Source organism: Streptosporangiales bacterium, from assembly GCA_009379825.1.
Classification (GTDB): domain Bacteria; phylum Actinomycetota; class Actinomycetes; order Streptosporangiales; family WHST01; genus WHST01.
In genome coordinates, this window is record WHTA01000053.1 from 23,313 (window position 1) to 39,789 (window position 16,477).

The 16,477-nt window shown below is 68.4% G+C and carries 15 protein-coding genes and 1 pseudogene; 12 read left to right on the top strand and 4 right to left on the bottom strand.

Annotation, left to right across the window (positions count from 1 at the left end; translation table 11 throughout):
* Positions 1-147 precede the first annotated feature (147 nt).
* The 4 genes from GEV07_21675 (at position 148) to GEV07_21690 (ending at position 6,448) form a co-directional block, all read left to right on the top strand.
* Positions 148-1,269: a hypothetical protein gene (locus GEV07_21675; protein MQA05221.1), complete on the top strand. Its 1,122-nt coding sequence runs from the start codon at positions 148-150 to the stop codon at positions 1,267-1,269.
* Positions 1,266-3,296 (top strand): hydantoinase/oxoprolinase family protein, encoded by a 2,031-nt coding sequence (locus GEV07_21680; protein MQA05222.1) that lies wholly within the window; start codon positions 1,266-1,268, stop codon positions 3,294-3,296. Before GEV07_21675 ends, GEV07_21680 begins: the two co-directional genes overlap by 4 nt.
* Positions 3,253-4,989 (top strand): methylhydantoinase, encoded by a 1,737-nt coding sequence (locus GEV07_21685; protein ID MQA05223.1) that lies wholly within the window; start codon positions 3,253-3,255, stop codon positions 4,987-4,989. Before GEV07_21680 ends, GEV07_21685 begins: the two co-directional genes overlap by 44 nt.
* A gap of 442 nt (positions 4,990-5,431) precedes the next feature.
* Entirely contained in the window at positions 5,432-6,448 is a 1,017-nt protein-coding gene (locus tag GEV07_21690) for an MFS transporter (protein ID MQA05224.1), read from the top strand.
* Positions 6,449-6,464: 16 nt separating this feature from the next.
* On the opposite strand, the gene GEV07_21695 is transcribed toward GEV07_21690, so the two are convergent.
* Entirely contained in the window at positions 6,465-7,049 is a 585-nt protein-coding gene (locus tag GEV07_21695; GenBank protein ID MQA05225.1) for a helix-turn-helix domain-containing protein, read from the bottom strand.
* Between the two features lie 54 nt (positions 7,050-7,103).
* Between GEV07_21695 and GEV07_21700 the strand changes: the two genes are divergently transcribed.
* The 5 genes from GEV07_21700 (at position 7,104) to GEV07_21720 (ending at position 10,593) form a co-directional block, all read left to right on the top strand.
* A complete protein-coding gene (locus GEV07_21700) occupies positions 7,104-8,276 on the top strand; it encodes an aminotransferase (GenBank protein MQA05226.1) in 1,173 nt (390 codons plus the stop codon).
* 357 nt (positions 8,277-8,633) lie between these two features.
* Positions 8,634-8,999, top strand: coding sequence for a hypothetical protein (locus tag GEV07_21705; GenBank protein ID MQA05227.1), 366 nt, complete (start codon positions 8,634-8,636; stop codon positions 8,997-8,999).
* Entirely contained in the window at positions 8,996-9,394 is a 399-nt protein-coding gene (locus tag GEV07_21710; protein MQA05228.1) for a hypothetical protein, read from the top strand. Before GEV07_21705 ends, GEV07_21710 begins: the two co-directional genes overlap by 4 nt.
* A 76-nt stretch (positions 9,395-9,470) precedes the next feature.
* On the top strand, positions 9,471-9,668 hold the full coding sequence (locus tag GEV07_21715; GenBank protein MQA05229.1) for an NAD(P)-binding protein: 198 nt from the start codon (positions 9,471-9,473) through the stop codon (positions 9,666-9,668).
* 31 nt (positions 9,669-9,699) lie between these two features.
* On the top strand, positions 9,700-10,593 hold the full coding sequence (locus GEV07_21720) for a hypothetical protein (protein ID MQA05230.1): 894 nt from the start codon (positions 9,700-9,702) through the stop codon (positions 10,591-10,593).
* Here GEV07_21720 and GEV07_21725 read toward each other — a convergent pair.
* A pseudogene (locus GEV07_21725) lies at positions 10,508-11,936 on the bottom strand (sulfatase-like hydrolase/transferase). The gene GEV07_21720 and the pseudogene GEV07_21725 overlap by 86 nt on opposite strands.
* The gene (locus GEV07_21730; GenBank protein MQA05231.1) at positions 11,926-13,089 is read right to left on the bottom strand and encodes an MFS transporter; all 1,164 of its coding nucleotides are present in this window, start codon (positions 13,087-13,089) and stop codon (positions 11,926-11,928) included. Before GEV07_21730 ends, GEV07_21725 begins: the two are co-directional and overlap by 11 nt.
* A gap of 198 nt (positions 13,090-13,287) precedes the next feature.
* Here GEV07_21730 and GEV07_21735 point away from each other — a divergent pair, with 198 nt between their 5' ends.
* Genes GEV07_21735 through GEV07_21745 form a run of 3 tightly spaced genes read left to right on the top strand, consistent with a single transcriptional unit; the run spans position 13,288 to position 16,304 of the window.
* Positions 13,288-14,361 carry a DeoR family transcriptional regulator gene (locus GEV07_21735; protein ID MQA05232.1) on the top strand — a complete coding sequence of 358 codons (1,074 nt, stop codon included), beginning with the start codon at positions 13,288-13,290 and terminating at the stop codon, positions 14,359-14,361.
* A gap of 16 nt (positions 14,362-14,377) precedes the next feature.
* Positions 14,378-15,139, top strand: a complete 762-nt coding sequence (locus tag GEV07_21740) for a helix-turn-helix domain-containing protein (protein ID MQA05233.1) — start codon at positions 14,378-14,380, stop codon at positions 15,137-15,139.
* A 22-nt stretch (positions 15,140-15,161) separates the two neighbouring features.
* Positions 15,162-16,304: an alpha/beta fold hydrolase gene (locus GEV07_21745; GenBank protein ID MQA05234.1), complete on the top strand. Its 1,143-nt coding sequence runs from the start codon at positions 15,162-15,164 to the stop codon at positions 16,302-16,304.
* Positions 16,305-16,314: 10 nt separating this feature from the next.
* Here GEV07_21745 and GEV07_21750 read toward each other — a convergent pair.
* Positions 16,315-16,477: FCD domain-containing protein (locus tag GEV07_21750; GenBank protein MQA05235.1), on the bottom strand; the 163-nt coding region annotated here is incomplete at its 5' end.

Here is a 16,477-nt window from a genome sequence, read left to right on the forward strand (position 1 = left end):
GGCGGCGAACTCTGGCTCGGGACTTTCGCTCAGAGAAAGTTGCGTTGATCGACCGCCGGTAGGTCCAGACACTCCTTTCTCAACGGATACGGCGCGAAACGTCGCCGCCTACAGGTCAGTCGCCAACGGAAAGTCGAATCGAATCGAATGAGTAGCATCCTCGTTCTCGGTGGTACAGGCGAGATGGGGTCGGTAGCGGTCACCGACCTCGCGCAGCGCACCGACCACGACATCGCCATCGCGGATCCCCGGGTGGAGGACGCCAGAGCTCTGTTGCGGCGCCTCGGCCGACCCGAGCAGGTCTACCGGCTCGACGTTTCGGACGACACACGCCTGGTAGAGGTAATGGCCGGCCACGACCTCGTCCTCAACACGACCCTGATGCGCTACACACTGGCAGTGACGGATGCCGCGATCGCCGCCCGAGTCCACCTGGTCGACCTGGGTTCGTACTACGACGACACACTGGCCCAGCTGGAACGCAATGCCGCAGCAGAGGAGGCCGGCTGCCGCATCGTCCCTGGTTGCGGCGTAGCGCCCGGCCTAACGAACGTCCTCGCCGCGCTCGGTGCCGGCGACCTTGATCACGTGACCGGAGTGCGGATGTACTCGTACATCACGCACCCGATGTACACCTCCCCCGGGATCGTCGTCACGCGCTTCGACGCGAGCACAGGCCGCTCGGTGATTCTTCGCGACGGTTCGCTGGTCGAACGACCGTCGTTCGGTGACCACGAGACGATCGAGTTCGCGGAACCCTATGGCGCGCAACAGGTACACCTTGTACCGCATCCCGAGGTGGTCACCCTGCCGCGCTACCTCGACGGGGTACGCGATGTCGTGTTCAAGGTCGGTTACCCTGCCGAGGAGAACAACCGCATCGCGACCCTGTTGTCGCTCGGCTTCGACAGCGACGAGCCCTTCGACGTGGACGGCCACTCCATCTCGCCGCGCCGCTTCGCAGCTGCCTATATCGGGCGCAGGGGACTGGCACCCACCGAACGCAGCGCCAACGTGAAGAAGGTCCTCGTCGACGGCGTGGCGGGCGGACTGGACACCACGGTCCGCTACGACTTCGCCGTCGAGAACAGTGGTCGTTCCGCCTCGGCGACCATCACAGGGACGGTCGCCGCCATCGCCGCGGACATGGTGACCGCGCCCAGCGCTCCGGGCGTCCGTGCACCGGAGTCCGCACTGGACCCCAACGACTTCCTTGACCGGCTGGCCGAGCGCGGTCTCGAGGTGTCGGCGTCGAAGGCCACCGAGTGAGCGCGCTGGTCGGCGTCGACGTCGGTGGCACGTTTACCGACGTCGTCCTGCTCGAGGACGGTGCGGTCCGGACGTCGAAGGTCCCTTCGGACGTGGTCGACCAGTCCAACGGTTTTCTCGGCGGACTGGAAGCAGCACAGGTGGACCACGGGTCGGTGCAGGCGGTCGTCCACGGCACGACGGTGGCCACCAATGCGCTGATCGAGCGGAAAGGGGCTCGTGTCGGCATCATCACGACGGCGGGCTTCCGCGACATACTCGAACTGCGCCGGCGTGACCGCGTCACGATCTACGGGCTCGGCGGTACGTTCAGCCCGATCGTGCCGCGGGATCTGCGGCTGGAGGTCAAGGAACGGATGGCCGCGGACGGCACCGTGGTCACACCGCTCGACACCGGACAGGTCAGGGACGCCGGTGCCCAGCTGGTCGAAGCCGAGGTCGACGCGGTCGCGGTCATCTTCCTGCACTCGTACCTGAACCCGGAACACGAACGGGCCGCGGCTGCCGAGCTCGGTCGGCACTGGCCCGATCTCACGGTCATCACCTCGTCAGAGGTCCTTCCGGTCTACGGCGAGTTCGAGCGCACGAGCACCACGGCGATTTCTGCCTACGTCCAACCGCTCATGGCGAGCTACCTGAGCCGGCTGAAGGACGGGCTCCGCGTCCGTGGCTATGAACGCGACCTCCTTGTCGTACAGTCCAACGGTGGCCTGGCGGACTCGTCCGTCGCCGGGCGGCTCGCGGCCAACACGGTCCTTTCCGGTCCGGCTGCCGGCGTGGTCGCTGCCAACCACCTCGGGCAGGCCGCTGGCTTCTCGAACGTCATCACCGCCGACATGGGCGGGACGAGCCTCGACACGGCAATCATCAAGGGCGGGCGGCTGCTCCTCAAGGCCCAGACAACGATCGACTTCGGTATGCCACTCGCCCTGCCGATGCTCGACATCCAGACGGTCGGTGCGGGCGGCGGAAGCATCGCACGGGTCGGTGACGACCGGATCCTCACCGTGGGGCCCGACAGCGCCGGCGCCCGACCGGGTCCCGCATGCTACGGACACGGCGGGACTCACCCGACCATCACCGATGCCAACCTGATCCTCGGCAGGCTGGGCGAAGCCAGTCCTCTCGGCTCGGAGAGCTCCGTGCGCCTCCACCTCGATCTGGCGGTCGCCGCCGTACGTACGAAGGTCGCGGAGCCACTCGGCCTGTCGGTCGTAGACGCTGCGCTCGCGATCGTCGAGGTCGCCAACCTCAACACGGCAGGTGCGATTCGACTCCAGAGCGTCGAGAAGGGACTCGACCCTCGGGAGTTCGCGCTCGTGTCGTTCGGCGGCGCCGGCCCTCTCCATGCGGCCGCGCTGGTCGAAGAGCTCCAGATGCGAGCCGCCGTCGTCCCACTCTTCCCCGGGATCACCTCGGCGTTCGGGTGCATCATGTCCGACTTCAGGCACGACCTCAGCGAGACCGTGAACGTCGACCTGGACGACCTCGACGAGAAGGCGATCGCCGCTGTCTACGACCGGCACCGAGTAGCCGGTACGGATCTGCTCGGGCAGGAAGGCATCAGTCCCACCATGGTGACCGTCACCTACGGCGCCGATCTCCTCTACGACGGGCAGACGTACAACCTCAGCGTGTCATTGCCGAGCCACCAGCCGACACGGAACCAGTTTCGCGAGGCATTCGACGCGGCCTACTCAGCTCGGTTCGGATACACGCTGCAGAACTCGGTTCGGATCATGAACCTGACGACCACAGCGTTCGGGGCGAGGCCCCGGCTGGACATGGGCGCGATCGCGTCAGCAATTCTGCCGCCAGACGGGAGCGTCAAGGCGCGCTCCTACCGGGAAGTACACCTGCGAAGCGGGGCACGCGAAGTACCGGTGTACGCCCGCTTCGACATCCCCATCGGAGCGACCTTCCCCGGGCCGGCCGTCGTCGACCAGGGAGACTCCACCCTCTTCCTCGACGAGGACCACCTCGCTGTCGTCGACACCCTTGGGAGCATCGTTGTCACTAGGAACTGAGCCACACGAGAGCGGAGTCGACCCGATCACCCTGGCCGTGGTCAAGGGCAGCCTCGAACAGATCACCAACGAGATGGACACCGCATACGCCACGGCGTCCTTCTCACCGATCATCTCCGACGCGCTCGACCGCGCGAGCGGGATCTACCACGGCGACACGGGCGAGGTCATCGCCCAAGGGTCGACGGGCCTGCCTATCTTCATCGGTGTCATGCAGTACACGGTCCAGTCCGTGGTACAGGACATGCAGCTTCGCCCTGGCGACGTGTGCATAGTTAACGATCCCTTCGCGGGCGGCACCCATCTGATGGACGTCAAGATGGTTATGCCGTACTTCGACCCAGATGGCCGGTTGCTCTTCTACCTCGCCAACACCGGGCACTGGCCGGACATCGGCGGGATGAGTCCCGGTGGCATCACTTCCACGGCGACCGAGACCTTCCAGGAAGGTATCCGGATCCCACCGATGCTGCTGTGCGATGGCGGCGTCGTGAACGAACAATTGGTCGAGATGATCCTCGCGAACGTTCGCGGCCGACCGTCGGACCGACGAGGAGACATCGCCGCTCAGCTCGCCTCGCTGAGGCTCGGCGCTGAGCGGCTCGACGGTCTCGTGCAACGCTACGGCGTCGAGTTGCTTCTGCGCTGCGTCGACGAAATGAACGCTCGCTCCGAGAACCTGATGCGGGAGCGGATCCGCTCGCTCCCCGACGGAACCTACTCGGCGATCGACTACATGGACAACGACGGCATCACCGACGAGCCGTTCGCGGTCGACCTCGACATCATCGTCGCTGACAGTGAGATGACATTCGACTTCGCGCGGTGCCGAGAAGAGGTCGACGGGCCGATGAACTGTCCGGTCTCCTCGACCATGACAGCCTGCCTCATCGGCATCAAGCACCTCTTCCCCGACGTCCTGGTCAACGGTGGCTGTTTGAAACCGCTGACGTTCCGCGTCCCCCACGGGTCCTTCCTCAACCCCACGTTCCCGAAACCGGTCGCTTCGTGCACGACGGAAGCCCCGCAACGGATCATCGACGTCATATTCAAGGCCCTCGACACCGCACTGCCGGAGAGCATTCCCGCCCCGAGCTTCTCCACCGGCTCACTGCATGCGATCACGGGCCGACACGACGGATACCAGTTCGCCTTCTTCAGCTACATGGGCGGCGGGTACGGAGGATCGGCCCAGCACGACGGTCTCGTCAACGGCGCGACGACCATCTCCGTCGCCATGGCCGCGGGCTTGGAGATCCAGGAGCAACGCTTTCCGATCCGCTACCTCGAGTACTCGATACGCGAAGACTCCGAAGGTCCAGGAGTGCATCGCGGCGGCCCCGGCACCTGCGCGGCAATCGAGTTCCTGGGAGACAAAGGAAAGGTCTCCATCATGGGAGACCGCGCCAAGTTCGGTCCCGGAGGATCCGCCGGCGGCACGGGCGCCGCGACTGCAGATCACACGATGACCCTTGGCGGACAGCACTGGCGCCCACCGATGGGCGCCAAGGCGGAGAACATCCCGCTCCGCCGCGGGGATGTCATCACCATGCGGACACCTGGCGGCGGCGGCTGGGGACCACCCGGTCAGCGCGACCGAGCCGCCGTCGAGCGCGACGTCCGCCTCGGCTACATCAGCCAGGAAAAGGCACAACAAGACTACGGGTTGGATACCGACCATGCCGCTGTCTGATACCGAACAGCAGCGGACAGCCTCGCTGGCGAGGCGACGCTACGGGGAACCAACGTCCGGCAACTCAGGCCCTGCTCTCGCACTCAAGGGGTAAGCATGTCCAGGCCAGAAGACAGCATGTTAGACCGTACCGCCGGCGCTAGCAGTGGGATTCGACGAACCCTCGTCGCGAGTGGCGTCGGAACGGTCATCGAGTGGTTCGACTTCTTCGTATTCGCATCCCTGTCGACGCTCGTGCTCGGAAGGCTCTTCTTCCCCGAGACCGACCCCGTAGCCGCCACCCTCCTCGGCTTGTCGACGTTCACCGTCGGATATGTCGCGCGCCCCCTCGGCGGCATCATATTCGGACACCTCGGCGACCGGCTCGGCCGCAAGAACACCCTCGTGTGGACCCTCTCGATCATGGGAGTAGCCACATTGCTGATCGCATTTCTTCCTACGTATGCGATGGCCGGGGTCATCTCTACCGTACTGCTCGTATTGCTCCGCATCGCCCAAGGAATCGCCCTGGGTGGCGAGTACGGTGGCGCCGCGATCATCGTCGCCGAACACGCGCACTCGTCCCGTCGGCGCGGCCTGTTCGGGAGCATTCTCAACGCCTGTGCGTCGGTCGGCTTCCTGTTGTCATCAGGACTGGTCGCCCTGTTGCTCGCCGTCACCACCGATGCGCAGTTCGATTCCTGGGGCTGGCGGATCCCGTTCGTCATCAGCGCACTCCTCCTGGCTGTCGGCGTCTACATTCGCAAGCGAGTCGCCGCTCTTCGAGGTCACCGAGCAACTGAAGGGCAAGCGCCGGATGCCCCTCGCCGCACTCCTCCGTATGCAGCCCTGGAACCTTGTTGTGGCAACGGTTGGGATCCTTACGACACTGGTGTTCTACTACCTCGCCCTCGTCTTCATCGTGCCCTACGGCACGCAGCACGCCGGCGTGGACGAGTCCGTGGCCGTCCTGAGCATCACCATCGCGCAGTGCGTGTACATCCCCTCCACCATCCTCTGGGGCGCCGCATCCGACCGACTCGGCCGCCGCCGCACCATCGCCATCGGTGCCGCAGGCTGCGGCGCGTGGGTGTTCCTCTTCTTCCCGCTCGTGAACTCGGGCAACCAGGTTCTCTTCGTCCTGGCGCTCTGCGTGCTCCTCTTCTTCGTCGGGGCGACCTGGGGTCCACAGGGCGGGTTCCTGCCCGAGCTCTTCCGCACCCAGGTGCGCTACACCGGAGTATCGGTGGGCTACCAGGTGTCATCCACCATCGCCGCGTTCACTCCCATGGCCGGACTCGCCCTGATCGGCACCTTCGGGTCGTGGACGCCCGTAGCCACGATCGCGAGCGGAACAGCGATCTTGACGATGCTCGCGCTGCTCACCGTCACAGAGACCGCGCGACTGCCCCTCCGGCTCGCACTGGACGAGCCGGGCGACCAGGAGGAGTTGCAACACGCAGAAGAATCGGCGTCGTGATGGCGTGGTCGTGAGGTCAGGCGCCGGTGACGACCCGGATGAAGGTGACCGGGTCGGCCTCTTCGTTGAGGTAGGCGTACTCCTGGTCGCTGGCGATGATGCAGGTCTGCCCGGGCGCCAGCACCTGGGCCCCGGCCTCCAGCACCAGGGTCAGGCGCCCGGAGAGGACGTGGTGGATCTCCTGTGCGCGGGGCCGATCGGGCTCGGCGTCGTAACGGCCGCCGGGTGCGAGGGTCCAGCGCCACAGTTCGGCTCGCGGGTCCTGGGTCGCGCCAAGCAACAGCGCGTGGCTACCGTCCGGCGCCTGCCAGACGAGCGTCCCCGCCACCTCCGTGGGTACCGCGTCGTCCTCGGGCAGGGCCAGTGCGGCGAAGTCGGTGTCCAGGGCGTGCGCGACTCGGTCGACGGTCGCGAGGCTGGGGTTGGCCTGGCCGAGCTCGATCTGGGTGAGCATCCGCCGGCTGACCGTGCTGGCCTCGGCCAGGTGCTGCACGCTCCAGCCGCGCTGCCTACGCAGCGCCCGGACGCGCCCGCCGATCCGGATGACGAACTGCGGCGCGGTGTTGCTGATGGTGCTCCCGTCACTGCCCACGATGGGCATGATAGTGCACACCGGCGTTTGCCAGGGCACTGTGCGAGCAATATATTGCCCATCATGAAGATCCGTGAGTTCGCTGTCGAGCAGTGGATGAACCAGTACGAGGAGACCTGCCGGTACAACCTGGCCGAGACCTGCGTCCGCTCGCTCACCACCGGTGAGTTGCTGGCCCTCTCCGACCGACGCGAGGCGGTGCTGACCGATCTGGAGACCACCCCGCTCACCTACGGGCCGATCCCTGGCAGCCCGCGCCTGCGCGGGCTGGTCGCGGGCCTGTACTCGGCCCAGGGGCCGGACAACGTCCTGATCACCCACGGGGCGATCGGTGCGAACGCGCTCGTGCACGCCACCCTCGTCGAGCCGGGCGACCACGTCGTGGCCGTGGTCCCCACCTACCAACAGCACTACTCCATCCCGGACAGCTACGGCGCCAGGGTCGACCACCTCGCATTGCGCGAGGAGGACGGCTGGCTACCCGACCTGGACGAGCTCGACCGCCTGGTTACCACCGGCACCCGGCTCATCGCGGTCAACAACCCGAACAACCCCACGGGTGCACTCATCGACGAGTCCGGGCTGGCCCGTATCGCCGCGATCGCGGACCGCGCGGGGGCGTGGGTGCTGGGCGACGAGGTCTACCGAGGCGTGGACCAAAGCGGTGACGGGTTCACCACCTCGATCGCCGACCTCTACGAGCGCGGCATCTCCACCGGCAGCATGTCCAAGCCGTACTCACTGGCCGGGCTGCGCCTGGGCTGGATCGTCGGCCCGAGCGGGCTGCTCGCCGAAGTCGCCACACACCGGGACTACACGACGATCAGCGTCGGACGCGTCGACGACCTCCTCGCCTGCGTCGCGCTGGAGAACACGGACGCGATCCTCGCCCGCTCCCACCAGATCACCCGCACCAACCTGGCCATCCTGGACGAGTGGGTCAACAGCCGCGACGACATCAGCTACGTGCGACCGGCCTCCGGCACCACCGCACTGCTGCGCTACGACGCCCTGATCGGCTCCTACGAGCTCTGCACCCGCCTGCTCGAGCAAACCGGCGTGATGTTCACCCCAGGCGCCGCGTTCGACATCGAACACACCGTACGCATCGGGTTCGCCGACGACACTCAGACCCTGCACACCGGCCTGCACCTGGTCGGCCAGTTCCTCGACCAACTCGGTGAGCGCGCAGGGCATCTCCGGGAGGTGATCGAGCCTCCATGCGCATCGTGGTGATCGGCGGCAGCGCGGCGGGGCTGGGTGCGGCACTGTGCTCGCGCGGGACGGCCATCAGGTCGAGGTGCTCGACCGGGACGCGCTGGCGCCTGCGTCCGATCTGGAGACCGCGGCGAGCTCTGCGTTCCGTCCGGCCGCACCGCAGGTGGCACAGCTACACGCAGTGATCCCATGCGGCCGGCTGCTGTTGCGCGACCGGCTGCCGGACGTCTACACGGCACTACTCGACGCCGGCGCTGCGGAGTCACCGGTGACCAACCGGATGCCTCCCACCGTGACCGATCGGCTGCCCCGCCCCGGCGATGACGACCTGACACGCCTGCAGACGCGCCGATCCACCTTCGACTGGGGTGCTGCGTGCGGCTGTGCGGGGAGAGCCGGGCGACCGGACTGCTCGTCCACGCCGGTGATCCACCACGCGTGGCCGGGGTGCGCACCACCCACGGCGACCGCCAAGCAGATGTCGTCATCGACGCGTCCGGGCGGCGCTCGCCGATCGGCGCCTGGCTGGAGCACGAGGCGGTCGGGCAGAGCGACCGGATCGAGTCCGAGTGCGGGCTCAGCTACTACACCCGCCGCTACCGCCCGCGGCCAGGCGCGACCTGGCCGGAGCCGCGCCGGCTGTCGCCGCCGCACTTCGGGCTGGTCGTGTGCACCGCCGACAACGACATGCTCTCGGTGGCGGTCTGCCCCGCGACCGAGGACCGGACGCTGCGTGCGTGATCCCCATGTTGCGGGAATGGCGTGCGGCCGGCCGCCCGATCACCGACGTACGAGGGATGGCCGGGCTACGCGTACTGCTGCGGCGGCTCGTCATCGACGGCGGGCCCGTGGCGCTTGGGCGCCACGTGATCGGCGATGCCGCGTATCACATGAACCCCACGTTGGGCCGTGGTCTGTCGATGGCGCTGCAGGGCGCGGTCCGGGTGACCGATGCGATCCGGCAGCACCCGGAGGCGCCGTACGACCAGGCGATGGCGGTGGACGCCGCGGCTCGCGGAGCAGACGCAGCTGGACACGCGAGCAGCCACCGCCGACGCCGGATCCGGCCGACGGCGTGCTCCGCCGCCGGCGCCACCTCCCGGCCAGCCCTGCTCTACGCGATGATGTCGGCATGAACTCGACCGGAGTCGTCCTCGGCGGCATGCTGTAACGGAAGTCGAGAACCGGTGGAGGTGGCCGTCCGTTGACGGGTTGGCGGCGGCGTCCGAGCTGAGCAGGCTCGGGTGCCTGGTGACGGTGCTGGAGGCGAGGGATCGGGTCGGTGGTCGGGTCTGGTCGCACGCGCTGGACAACGGTGTTGTCATCGAGCGTGGCGGCGAGTTCGTCTCCGGCCGGCACGACACGAACCGTCGAGGCTCTCGGGCTGCGCTTCGTACGCCAGGGCTGTGACTTCGACCGCCGTGAGCCGGCCGACGGCGACGTGCCGGATGCGGAAGCGGCACGCGACGTCGGGGAGACGATCACCACCAGACTGGCGTACGGTAGCGCGGACTTCTCCGTCGCCGAGGACTATGCGTACGTGCTGACCGCACCGGCGGGTGCTGCCGCGCACCGGCGGCTGGCGACCTCGACGACGTTCCCGCTCGACTCGGTGAGCGCTCGCTGGTACGCGACGCACGCCGCCGGTGGGAACCAGCGCATCGCCATCGAGCTCGCGCGGACGCTCCCGGAACCCGTACGCACCGGCACTGCTGTCACCCGGGTCGACGTGTCACCGGCGCTCACGGGCGAACTCGACGACGCGCTCGGCACGCTGGGCTTCGGGGACGCGGCGAAGCTGCACCTGCCGATCGGTGCCGGGGCCACACCAAGGAGCGTCCAGGCCGGTGGGCCGTGGTGGACGTGGAACCGGCTCGGTAGCGACGCACTGCCGGAGGCGGCACTCAACGCCTTCGCCGGCGGCTCGACCGTCCTCGATGAGCTCGGTGTCGGCGACGGTCCGGCGCGCTGGGCCGAGGCGGCAGCGACGATCCGTCCGGACGTGACCGCGCAACGGCCCGCGCTGCTCACCCACTGGGGCGCGGAACAGTGGAGCCAGGGCTCGTACTCCACCCGCTTGGTCGGCTGGACCGACGACCACGTGCGTACCCTCAAGCACACGCACGGACGTATGGTGCTCGCGGGACAGGTGAACACACCGACGCACACGGCGCCACCATGGACGCCGCACTGCGTTCCGGCCAACGGGCGGCAGTCGCCGTCCATGACCTCCGATGCCGTACCTGAGCTCAGCGGAAGGGGCGGGACCAGTCGGCCGAGTGCAGGGCCGTCTCGGTGCGCCAGTTGCGGACGGCGTCGAGCAAGCGAGCTCTGACATCGGCGTGTTCGGGGGAGCTCCAGAGGTCGCGTTCCTCGTCGGGATCGTTGCGTAGGTCGAAGAGCTGGCCTTCGCCGCTGTCCACGAACTCGACCAGCTTCCAGCGGTCGTCGCGCACCATGGTCATCATCTCGGTGCCGGTGAGGATCAGGTCGGGCGTGCTCGCCGAAGATGTGCTCGCGCCCGGACCACGGCGAGCCCTGCAACGCCGGCAGCAGTGACTCGGCCTGCATCCACGCCGGCGGCGTGACGCCGGCGAGCTCGAGGACGGTCGGGCCGAGGTCCATCAACGACGTCAGCCCGTGCAGTTGCTGCCCTGCGCGCACCCGGCCAGGACCCCACACGATGGCGGGTACCCGCACGCTGGGTTCGTACATCGTCCACTTCTGGCTGTGGCCGTGGTCGCCGAGACAGTCGCCGTGATCGGAGGTGAAGACGATGACGGTGTCGTCGAGCACGCCACGCGCCTCCAGGGCGGCACGGATCGCACCGACCTGCTCGTCGATCAACGTGACGTTCGCGTAGTAGTGGGCACGCTGGCGCCGCAGCTGGTCGTCGGTCGGGTCGGCGAGATGGACGACGGCGTCGTGGTCGTTCGCCTGGTGGTGCTCACGCAGCTCCCGCAGCGCCGACGGTTGTGCAGCCAGGTCGTCCGGCGTGCGCTTCGGCAGCGGCAGGTCGCGGTCACGGTACTTGTCCACGTAGCGCGCCGGCGGATCGTACGGCGGGTGGGGTCCTGGGAACCCGATCTGCAGGAAGAACGGTTCGTCGCCCGAGTAGCGCTCCAACCAGAGGCTCGCCAGGTTCGCGACGAAGTTGTCGGAGTGCAAGTCCTCGGACAGCTCCCACTCGAACGCGCCGAGCCGTTCGTCGTAGTCGTCGCGTTCGCGGTACGTCACCCTGCTGGGTTTCTGGACGTTGCGTGCCCACAGCGCCTTGTCCCAGTCGTCGAGGAAGAACGGCAGGCTGGGATGGTCACGGTCCTTGTTCTCCACGACGTGCCGTTCGTGGAAACCCATCGGTGTCTTGTACGGGTAGGTGTGCATCTTCCCGACGTTCACGCACCTGTAGCCCTGCTCGGCGAGCAGTTCCACCCACGAGCGCTGCCACGGGTCGTCGTTGCGCAGTACGCCGTTGGTGTGCGGGTAGAGCCCGGTGAACAGGCTCGCTCTCGACGGCGCGCAAGACGGCGATGTCACGTAGGTGTGGGTGAACGTCGTGCCCTCGTCGACGAGGCGGTCCAGGTTCGGGGTGTCGACGTGCTCGTACCCGAGTGCGGCGATCGTGTCGAACCGCTGCTGGTCGGTGATGACGAAGACGATGTTCGGCCTATCCTGCACGTGACTCCTTCGCTGCACCGGCTTTCGCTTCCGTGGTGAGGTTGTTCTTGTACGTCTCGCCCGCGACGACGATGCAGACGAGGCTGAGCAGGCACAGCGCCGCCAGATAGCCGACGACAGGCCAGTACGAGTTGCCGGCCCAGGCCGCGAGCGCGGTGGCGATGATCGGCGTCGGCGCACCGCCGAGCAGCGCGGACGCCTGGTAGGCGACACCGACACCGGTGTAGCGGACCTTCGTGCCGAACAGCTCCGCGAACAGCGTGCCCTGGATCGCGAACATGCATCCGGTGCCGAAGGCGAGCATCACCACGATGGCCAGCCAGGCCAAGATCGTCGAACCCGTTGCCAGCAACGGGAAGTACGCGATCCCGAAGATGCCGCAGATGACGATGCCGGTCAGGTAGACCGGCCGTCTGCCGACCCGGTCGGAGATGGTGCCGATGACGGGGATGGCGGCTATCTCGACGGCGGCGGCGATCGTGAAGCCGGTGAGCATGACCTCGTTCGGCAGGCCGAGATGCTTGGTCGCGTAGGCGATCCCGAACACGTTGATCACGTTGAACGTGACCGCGTCGGCCATCCGTGCGCCGGTGGCGAGCGCGATGTTCTTCGGGTGCTCGCGCAGCAGCGCGAGCAGCGGAAACTTCCTGGTCTCCTGGCGGTCGACCTGGAACGCCCTGGTCTCCGGCAGGTTCTTCCTGATGTAGAACGCGACGGCGAGGAACCCGCCGCTGAGCAGGAACGGGATGCGCCAGCCGTACGCGGCGAAGGCGTCGTCAGGCAGCAGCTGCATCAGGGCGAACACCCCGGTGGACGCCAGCAGGCCGGCCGGGGTACCCACCTGGTGCAGGCTGCCCATCAGGCCCCTGCGGCCACGGGGCGCGTTCTCCAGCGCCACCAGGGCTCCCGCGCCGAACTCGCCGCCGATACCGAGCCCCTGCACGATGCGCAGGCCGACCAGCAGCACCGCCGCCCAGGTCCCGAGCCGGTCGAACGTCGGCAGCAGACCGATGAGGAAGGTACAGGACCCCATGATGGAGACGGTCAGCATGAGCATCATCCGGCGCCCGATCCGGTCGCCGAAGTGCCCGAAGACGATGGCGCCGAGCGGGCGCGTCAGGAAGCCGGCCGCGAACGCGCCGAACGACGCGATGGCCCCTGCCGTCGGGGACGACTCGGGGGAAGAAGAGCTTCGGGAAGATCAGCGCTGCCGCCGTGCCGAACAGGTAGAAGTCGTACCACTCGATGAACGCGCCGCTGAACGACGCGGTGACCGCGCGCCGTGGCGAGGGCGGCGAGACGTTCGCAGCTGTCGTGCTCGTGTCCATGACCGCCCCAATGCGGCTCTCAAATGAGGGCTTCATGCTCACATATGGGGTCGACCATACTGGTGGTCCACGGAGTGGTCAACAGGTCGGCGCGGAGCATGGAGGAGTCCTTGGCCAAGCAGGACGATCCGGCGCCCGGCGCCTCGGACGCGGAACGCAAGGCGATCGCCGACTGGGACGAAGCTGCCCTGGCGACGTCGATCGCCCGCCGCTACTACCTCGACGACCAGTCCAAGGTGCACATCGCCAAGGAGCTCGGCCTGAGCAGGTTCCAGGTCGCGCGGCTGCTCACCGAGGCCCGCCAGCGGGGCATCGTGCGGATCGAGATCACCTCACCGGGACGGGTGGACCGCGAGCTCAGCGCCGCACTACAGACGGAGCTCGGACTCCCCCGCGCCGTCGTCATCGAGGCACAGCGCGACTCGCACGCGTCGTCGCTGCGGCACATCGGCTCCACGCTCGGCGACGTGCTCGGCGACCTGATCCACGAGGGCGACGTCGTCGGCGTCGCGTGGAGCCGCGCGATCGAGTACATGGCCGGCCAGCTGCGCAAGCTGCAGCCCTGCACGGTGGTGCAGCTGGGCGGCGCCCTGCACCTGCCACCCGAGCACCAGGGCTCGGTGGAGCTGGTGCGCCGGATCGCGACAGTCGCAGGCGGGACGGCGCACCCCGTCTACGCGCCGTTCGTCGTCGACGATGCGGGTACGGCGGCCGGGCTGCGCAAGCAGCCGCAGATCGCCGCGGCGCTGGAGATGGTCGAGCAGCTCGACCTGACCGTCACCTCCGTCGGCGCGTGGCGGCCGTCCGCGTCCACCATCTACGACGAGGTGGAGGACGACCTGCGCCGCGCCGCACGCGACCAGGGTGCCTGCGGCGAGGTCTGCGGCCGGCTCTTCGACGCGGAAGGGAACACCGTCGTCACGTCGCTGGAGGAGCGCGTCGTCGGGATCACCGGCGAGCAGCTGCGCGGGGTGCCGCAGCGCATCGTGACCAGCTACGGCTCGTACCGCGCGGAGGCGACGGTGGGTGCCGTACGTGCGGGCTACGTGTCGACGCTGGTGACCGACGACGAGCTGGCCCGCGCCGTGCTCGGCTGACCGGCGAGGAAACGTCGTGCCACCGGTTCCTGCGGCGAGTCAGGTGCTCACCATCCTCCGGTACCTGGCGAGGCAGGCGGCACCCGTCCCTGCCGCGGCCATCGCGCGCGACCTGCGGCTGCCCCGCTCGACGACGTACCACCTGCTCGCCACCCTGGTCGCCGAAGGGTTCGTCACCCACCTCGCCGACGAGAAGCGGTACGCGCTCGGCGTCGGTGCGTACGAGCTCGGCACCGGTTACACCAGGCAGGCGCCACTGCAGCGGCTCGCCCGGATGCCGCTCGTTGCGCTCGTGGACCGCGCCGGGCACAACGCACACCTCGTCGTGCTGCACGGCCGGGAGGTCATCTACGTCATCGAGGAGCGGGCGCTCGGGCGACCGCCGTTGGTCACCGACGTCGGTGTGCGGCTACCTGCGCACCTCACCGCCAGTGGCCGGGCGATCCTCGCTGCGCTGCCCGCGGAACAGGTACGTGCACTCTTCCCCGACGTCTCGGCGTTCACCACCCGCCGCGGGCTCGGCCCACGCTCGCCGACCGCGCTGCGGAACCTCCTCGTCGACGTACGCCGCCGTGGCTACGCGACCGAGGACGGCGAGGTGACGGAGGGGTTCAGCTCGGCCGCCGCCGTCGTGCGCGACCACACGGGTCACCCACTCGCCAGCGTCGCGGTCACGTACCCGGCCGACGAGGTGCCGCCGGTCGCAGAGCAACAGCTCGCCGCCCACGTCGTCGAGACGGCCGAGGAGGTCCAGCGCCGGGTCGGTGGCCACCGGTAGCTTTGCCGTGAGGAGGCATCCGATGCACACGGTCACGTCGAAGGACGGCACGCCGATCGCGTACGACCGGCTCGGCAGCGGACCGGCCGTGGTCCTGGTCGGTGGCGCGTTCAACGACCGCTCGAAGAACGCGCCCCTGGCCACCGAGCTGGCAGCGCACTTCACCGTCTACAACTACGACAGGCGCGGCCGGGGCGACAGCGGCGACACCCTGCCGTACGCCGTGGAACGCGAGGTCGAGGACATCGATGCGCTGGTCGCCGAGGCCGGCGGACTGGCGCACCTGTACGGCCTCTCCTCCGGTGGCGCACTCGCGCTGACGGCGACGGCCGCCGGCACTGCCGTCGACCGGCTCGCGGTGTACGAGGTGCCGTACAACATGGCCGACGACGGGCCACGACAGCAGCAGGAGTACGTCGAGCGGCTCACCGCGTTGCTCGCCGACGATCGGCGCGGTGACGCGGCTGAGCTGTTCATGCGGCTGGTAGGCGCGTCCGACGACATGGTCGCGGGAGCGCGGCAGTCGACGATCTGGCCGGGCCTGGAGGCGATCGCGCACACGCTCGCCTACGACGCGGCGTGCCTGGGCGACAGCCGCCCACCGGTCGACCGGCTGGCGACCATCACCAGGCCGACGCTGGTGGCGACCGGCGGCGCGAGCCCGGAGTCGTTCGTGAGCGGCGGCGGTGACTTCTTCGACCTGGCCGCGGACGCCATTGCTGCCGCCGTCCCGCGCGCGCAGCGAGAGGTGCTCGACGGCCAGACCCACTTGGTCGACCCGAAGGCGCTCGCCCCGGTGCTCGTACGGTTCTTCGATGCGGCGACGGACACCGCCGCGCGTGCCTACGTCGACGCCATCGCTGCGCAGCACCGGCCGCTGTTCGACCGCATCCACCGGCTGGTCGTACGGGCGTACCCGGACGCCGCGTTGGGGCTGTCGTACCAGTTGCCCACCTACCGGGTCGGGCGGCGGCGGTTGCACGTCGGGGTGTGGAAGCACGGAGTTTCGATCTACGGCTGGGACCAGGAGCGCGACGGCGGCTTCACCGACCGCCATCCGCAGCTCTCGAGCGGCAAAGGGACCATCCGGCTGCGACCGGCCGACGCCGACGACATCTCCGACGACGAGCTGCGCGGCCTGGTCGAAAGCGCTCTCGGCGACTGACGCCGCCGCGTCACTGCAGCGCGCGTACGGCAGACTCCTCGCTCGCGGCGAGATGTCGGCGCATGGCGTCCTTGGCCTGCTCCACGTCACCGGCACGCAACGCGGTGAGGATCTCCTCGTGCTCACGCACCGCCTGCTCGGTGCGTTGCTCCGTCGTGGCGACACTGAGGTAC